This is a genomic window from Kitasatospora sp. NPDC093558, from assembly GCF_040683475.1.
Classification (GTDB): Bacteria; Actinomycetota; Actinomycetes; order Streptomycetales; family Streptomycetaceae; genus Kitasatospora.
The window spans coordinates 1-6,395 of sequence record NZ_JBFBDY010000364.1; the positions used below are offsets into that span (position 1 = coordinate 1).

General features: G+C 74.3%; 6 protein-coding genes. All 6 read left to right on the top strand.

The genetic code is table 11. The annotated features are described in order from the left end of the window. Nucleotides 1-207: 207 nt before the first annotated feature. The gene (locus AB0O00_RS26435; RefSeq protein WP_363655792.1) at nt 208-768 is read left to right on the top strand and encodes an RNA polymerase sigma factor; all 561 of its coding nucleotides are present in this window, start codon (nt 208-210) and stop codon (nt 766-768) included. Beyond that, entirely contained in the window at nt 765-1,616 is an 852-nt protein-coding gene (locus tag AB0O00_RS26440; protein WP_363655794.1) for a zf-HC2 domain-containing protein, read from the top strand. Before AB0O00_RS26435 ends, AB0O00_RS26440 begins: the two co-directional genes overlap by 4 nt. Before the next feature lie 52 nt (nt 1,617-1,668). Beyond that, nucleotides 1,669-2,478 (top strand): ATP-binding cassette domain-containing protein, encoded by an 810-nt coding sequence (locus AB0O00_RS26445; RefSeq protein WP_363655796.1) that lies wholly within the window; start codon nt 1,669-1,671, stop codon nt 2,476-2,478. Then, a complete protein-coding gene (locus tag AB0O00_RS26450) occupies nt 2,475-3,875 on the top strand; it encodes a hypothetical protein (RefSeq protein WP_363655798.1) in 1,401 nt (466 codons plus the stop codon). Before AB0O00_RS26445 ends, AB0O00_RS26450 begins: the two co-directional genes overlap by 4 nt. Further along, complete coding sequence (locus AB0O00_RS26455) at nt 3,872-4,438, top strand: hypothetical protein (RefSeq protein WP_363655800.1); 567 nt, start codon at nt 3,872-3,874, stop codon at nt 4,436-4,438. Before AB0O00_RS26450 ends, AB0O00_RS26455 begins: the two co-directional genes overlap by 4 nt. Before the next feature lie 170 nt (nt 4,439-4,608). After that, nucleotides 4,609-6,395, top strand: a 1,787-nt coding sequence (locus AB0O00_RS26460; protein ID WP_363655802.1) for a histidine kinase, incomplete at its 3' end; no start/stop codon positions are given.

Genomic DNA, 6,395 nt, shown 5'->3' on the forward strand with positions numbered 1-6,395 from the left:
GCAGGGGGGACCCTGTGGGAGAGTAGGACGCCGCCGAACAATTCTTCTGAAAAGCCCCTGATCCATTCGGATCGGGGGCTTTTCGCATTTCCGGGCAGTCCGTCCGCATGCCCGAGTACCTCCACGCGGAGCCCGCCGGCAGCCCGGATTGTGACGCAGGTCACTCCGAACGAAGAACCTGTGCGCCGTATCCGGCGTCTGGCTGGTGTGAGATCACGCAGGAGAGCACTGGACGAGCTGGACGAGGAGCGCCTCCTCCGGCTGGTGGCCAGAGGTGACCGTGCGGCGTTCGACGAGTTGTACGGCCGAACGTCGCCGTGGCTGGCGGTGCGGTTGCGCCGTCGTTGTTCGGACGAGCAGATCGTCGCCGAGGTCATGCAGGAGACGTACCTGGCGGTGTGGCGCGCGGCCGGCGCGTTCGCGGGGAGTGTGGTCGGCGGGACGGCCGTCGGGTGGCTGTGGACGATCGCCGCGCGCCGGCTGGTCGACGCGTTCCGGCGCCGGGCCCACCACGCGGAACCGCCGGTCGCCGCCGCCGAGTTGGCGGTGGTGCCCGCGGCGGAGGAGGAGGCGCTCGCCGGGACCGTCGGCGGCGACGTCGGTGATGCGCTGCGGCGGCTGGCGCCGGAGCTCCGGCAGGTTCTCCAGGCCATGGTGCTCGACGGGCTTTCCGTCCGGGAGACGGCCGTTCTGCTCAGGCTGCCCGAAGGCACCGTCAAGACGCGTGCGCGCCGGGCCCGGATCGCGATGCGGGAGGAGCTGACATGAGCTCAGAACAGACGGAAAGACACCCGACGGAACACCCGACGGAACACGCCGCGGCGCGATTGATCGCCGACTACGCGCGCGGTGACGTCGATCTGCCCGCGGACACGCTCTGGGCGCTGGAGGCCCATCTGGAGACGTGCGCGCCCTGCCGGAGCCGCTTGGCGGCGGCGGTCCCCACGGAGGCGCCCGGCATCGCCGCGCTTGTCGATACGGTCCGGGCCGGCCTGGAGCCGCAGTTGGCCGCCGCCGTCCAGGCGCCCGCCAGGCGGTGGCGCCCGAGGTGGGTGTCGGCCTGGTTGACGCCCGTCATGGCGCCCTGGCTGGCCATGACCGCCGCCGTCACGCTGGTCGCGCTGCTGCTGGACGAGGCCGCGCCGTCGACGGTCCTCGGCGGCCCGTCGCTCGTGCTGCTGGTCGCGCCGGTGCTGCCGCTGTGCGGTGTCGCCGCCGCGTGGTCGCGCGGCCTGGATCCGGCACACGAGCTGACGGCCTCGACCGCTCGCGCCGGACTGCCCCTGCTCCTCCGGCGCACCACGGCGGTGCTCGCCGTCGTCCTGCCGGGGCTCCTGCTGGAGGGCTGGCTGACCGGAACCATGACGGCCGCGCAGTGGTTGCTGCCCTCCCTGGCCTTCACCTCCGCCGCCCTGGCGCTGGGCAGCGTCATCGGCGTGACCCGCGCCGCTGCCGGTCTGGCGGCCGTGTGGGGCGTCGCCGTCATGGTGCCCGCATGGGTCACCGAACGCGTTCCCGTCGTCCTGGAGACGAGCGGATTGCCCCTGTGGGGACTGGTCCTTGCGCTCGGAACGGGCGCCGTCGTCGCCCGCCGGAACGTCTACTCGGCTTTCTGAAGCCCTCGTTGCCCCCAAAGCCCTTACCGATGACCCCCGAAAGGGACCATCCATGACACCTGCCACGAGCGCGGTCGACACCGCGCCGAAGACCTACGCCTGGGAGGTCCGGGCCACCGGCCTCAGCGTGCGCGCCGGACGGCGCAAGCTCGCCGTCGACGGGCTCGACCTCGCCCTGGGCACCGGCACCCACGGCCTCCTGGGGCCCAACGGGGCCGGCAAGACCACCCTGATCCGCGCTCTGGCCACCGTCCTGCGTCCCGCCGCCGGTTCGCTGGAGCTGCTCGGCACCCCCGTGGGCGCGATGGGCGACCACCGCGCCCTGCGTCGCCGGATCGGCTATCTGCCGCAGGAGTTCGGCTACTACAAGCGCTTCACGGTGCGCGAGTTCGTCGAGTACATGGCCTGGTTGAAGGAGGTCCCGAAGGCGGACATCCCGGCGGCCGTCCAGCGGGCTGTAGAGCGGGTCGGCCTGGCGGACCGCGCCGACCACCGGATGAAGACGCTGTCCGGGGGCATGGTGCGGCGGGCCGGCATCGCCCAGGCCATCGTCAACGACCCCACGGTGCTGCTGCTGGACGAGCCGACCGTCGGCCTGGACCCGGCGCAGCGGCTTCGGCTGCGCGAACTGCTGCAGGAGTTGGGCCGCGAGGCCTGCGTGATCGTCTCGACCCACCTGGTCGAGGACGTCGCGGCCGCCTGCTCCGACGTGGTGTTGTTCGCCGACGGCCGCCTCGTCTTCCAGGGCACGCCGGAGGCCCTGGCCGCGGCGGGCGGTCCCGAGCACCCGGGCGACAGCCCGTTGGAGCGCGGGTACTCGGCGCTGCTGAGCAACTCCGCGCAGCCGGGGGGTACGTGGTGAACGGGCGGGTGCTGCGGACCGAGCTTCGGCGCTCGGTCGCGCCGTGGGCCGGCGGTGTCGTGCTGGTGGGCAGCCTGGCGGTCTTCTTCCTGATCGACGGCATCTGGTGGCGGGGCAACGCGGGCTGGACGGCCCAGTGGACGTCCATGGCGATGTGGACCCGGTACCTGCTCGGCTTCTGGTGGCCGCTCGTGGTGGGCCTGGGGGCGGCGTACGGGCTGCGCGACTCCCGTTCGCGGATGGGCGAGTTGCTGAGCACCACGCCGCGGCCGGCCTGGCGGCGTGCGGCGCTGCCGGCGGGTGCGATGGCGCTCGTGCTGGGGGCGGGCTTTGGTCTGCTGGTCCTGGTGGGCGGGGTGCAGGTGGCGCTCGGCCGGACCACGTACGTGCCGCTTGGCTGGGTGCCGATCTCGCTCGTGGCGGTACTGGCACTCGTCGCGGGGGCCGTGTTCGGCATGGGCGTCGCACGGGCGCTGCCGTCCGTGCTCGCCCCGCCAGCCCTGGTGGTGACCTTCCTGATGCTGGGGAGCTTCCTCCTGCGGCAGAACGGCGACGGCGCCGTGCCGTCGGGCATGGCACCGAACCGGCTCGCCCTGTTCTCCCCGGTGACCGTGGATCCGCGGCAGATGCTGCTGACCCTGTCCGGCTCCGTGAACCTCGGTCAAACGCTCTGGCTGCTCGGCCTGCTGGGTACCGGCTTCGCCCTGGTGGCCGCCACGACGCGCCGGAGCCGGCTGTTCGCGGTGGTCCCCGTCCTGGCCGGGGCGGCCCTGGCCCTGGCGGTCCTCCCGGCCGACGCCCGCGACTCCTACGTCGTCGACAAGACCGCCGCCGCGCTCGTCTGCGACGGGCCGGTGTGCGTGACACAGGCGAACCGTTCCCGCCTGCCCGAGCTCACGCTGCGCGGCAAGGAGGCGCTGCGCGTGCTGCACGACGTCCTCGGTGACACGGCGCCGAGCTCGGTGCGGGAGGACACCGCGCTCTACGCGCTCGGCGACGAACGCGCGCTCTCCGCCGACGTGGTGATGGTGGACTTCGACGAACGGCTGCTGCGCGACGCGACGGGTGACCAGCTGACCCGCGTGCTGATCGGGAAGGGCCTGGCACCGAGCTGCCACGGGGACAACGACCGGGAGGGCGGGGGCCGCCTCGGCGTCGCCGTCCAGAGCATCGCCGTGAGCTGGGCCCTCCACGACGTCCGGTTCCAGCCGCTGGAGGACCGGGGCACCGAGAGGTACGCGCTCACGACCTGGGCGGAGGCCGAGGCCGCCTGGCAGAGGCTGACGGCACTGCCGCCGGCCGAGCAGCGCACCCGGATCGCGGAACTGCGTGCCGCGACCGTCTCCTGCTCGGGCTACGGCCACCTCCGGGCACTGACCGGGGAGGCGGCACGATGAGGTGGCTCGCCCTGTACGCCCGTTCGCGGCAGGTGCCCGCCTCGGCCGCCGCGATCGCCGTCGTCACGGCGGCGCTCCGGGCCCTCGAGGGCTCGGACCGCGCGGACGTGGGCATCGCGGTCCTCGTCCTCACCACGTGCGTGGCCGCCGCCTCCGTCGGACTCGGCGGTACGGACGTGGTCCTGGAGCGGACGGCCGCGATCCGCTGGGCACCCCGCCGCGCGGCGCACGTCCTGCTCATCGGCGCGTTCGCCGGCGCCGCGCTGCTGGCGGTCCAGGCGACGGGAGCGCAGCTGGCCCCCACCGAACTCGTCGTCCGGGCCGCGGCGGGCCTGGCCGGCCTGGCCGCACTGGGCGCGGTGCTGTGCGGAGCCCACTTCGCGTGGACCCTGCCGACCGGCTGGCTCGGGTTCACCCTCCTCGCCCCGCCACCGGGCGGCACCGTGGGGGAGGTGCTCCACTGGATGACGTTTCCCCCCGGCACCCCGGCGTCCACCGCGACGGCGCTGACCCTGCTGACGCTCGGCACGACCCTGTACGCGGCGGCGGGCCCGAGGCCGTAGGGGCGAGGGATGGGTTGTGGCCGATCCCGTCGGAACCGAGGCGATAGGGGCCGGGGAACGGCTGCGGCCGATCCGTCGGAACCGGAACCGGGACCGGTGGCCCGTGCGGTCGGGACGCGGCCGCGCGGAGCATGGGGGAGGACCAGGGGGCCCAGAGAGGCGGTGGCCGGATGAGCGGGTTCGGGAGCGGTGGCGGCCGGTTCGTCGGAACCCTGGCGGTTGCCGGGGGAGCGCTGTCGTGCGCGGCGCTGTGGTCGCTCCTCGCCCTCACCCACCCCGGGACGGAGAGTGTCAGCGGGCACTACTTCTACGACGGTGTCTGGGTCGCGCTCGGTCTGACCTTCACGCTCGCCGGCCTGTTCCTGGTGGTCAACGGGAACAGCCCGGCGCTCGGCGCGCTCCTGCTGGTCAGCGGGCTGCTCCAGTCGTCGCGCGCGCTGGTGCTCCTCGCCGCCGCGCTCGCCGGTGCCGGTCCTGCGGTCCTCGGCGCGGTCATGGCGCTCGTGCTGACCGCCGACATCGCCAACGCCTTCCTGGTGATCGGCTTCCCGCTCTGGCTCCCCGACGCCCGGCTGCCCGGCGGGATCTGGCGCTCGATCACCGTCCTGGTGGCGGCCTGGAGCGCGGTGCTCGCGTTCGCCAACACCGCCCGGGTGCCCGCGTTCGACGGCCTGCCCAACCCGCTCCACGACACCGCGCTGTTCGCCTGGCTGGACGGGTGGCTCGGCCCGTACGGCATGGACGTGTTCGCCGGCAGCCTCGTGTTCACCCTGACGGTGGCCGCGGTCCGCTGGTGGCGCTCGCCCGGATCGCACCCGCACCTGCGCGAGGTCACGCTCGTCTACGGGGTGTGGGCCGCGCTGGCCACCGTCCCGCACTACCTCGGCGACTACCCCGCGTGGCTGCCGTACGCGGTCATCGTGGCCGGTGAGGCCGCCTGGATGCTCGTGCCGCTCGCCGCGTTCCGGCGCGACCGGCGGCTCTCCCTGGACCTCGTCACCCGGCGCTACCTGACGGCCTACGCCTTCTGCACGCTGCTCTTCGTCGCCGTCCTGCTCGTCGCCTACCTGACGTACCGCCTCCTGCCCGGTACCGCGTCCGGCGCACGGTGGTGGCAGGTGGCGGCGGCGGGAATCCTCGGCGCGCTGCTGCGACCGGCCGCGCGGGGCGTCGGGCGCGCCGTCGACCGGTACTACTACGGCGAGCGGGCCCACCCGTACCAGCTGGTGCGGCAACTCGCCGAGCGGATGAGCCACGCCGTCAACCCGGCGGACGCACCGCCGCTGCTCTGCCGTACGGTCGTCGAGGCCCTCGGGCTGCCGGCCGCCGCCGTCCGGGTCCGGACCCGCTGGGGGCCGCGCGAGCTGGCCCGGCTCGGACCGGAGGACCCGCCCGAGGGCGATCCGCCGGAGTACGAAAGCCCGCCCGCGGACGGAACACCGCCCACGGACGGAACACCGCCCACGGACGGAACCCCGCTCACGTACGAGGGCTTCCCGCTCACCTACGAAGGCGCCGAGATCGGCGAACTGCTGGTGCCGCCACGCCCCGGGCAGCCCGAACTCGACCGGCAGGACCGCGCGGTGCTGCGCCTCCTCGCCGACCAGGCCTCGCCCGCGATCGCCTCGCTCGGCCTCTACCAGGACCTCAGGGCCAGCCGCGAGCGGCTCGTCCTGGCCCGCGAGGAGGAACGCCGGCGCCTGCGCCACGACCTCCACGACGGCCTCGGCCCCGCCCTCTCCGGCCTGCGCCTGCGGGTCGACACCGCCCGCACCGGCCTGCCCGCCGGCTCCACCGCCGCCGAATCGCTCACCGCGGCGTCCACGGGCATCGGCCAGGCGATCACCGAACTGCGCCGGATCACCGACGGCCTGGCCCCCGCGTGCCTCGACGGCGAGGGCCTGGCCGGCGCGCTGCGGCAGCTCGCCGACACCTTCGGCGGCCGGTCGCTCCGGGT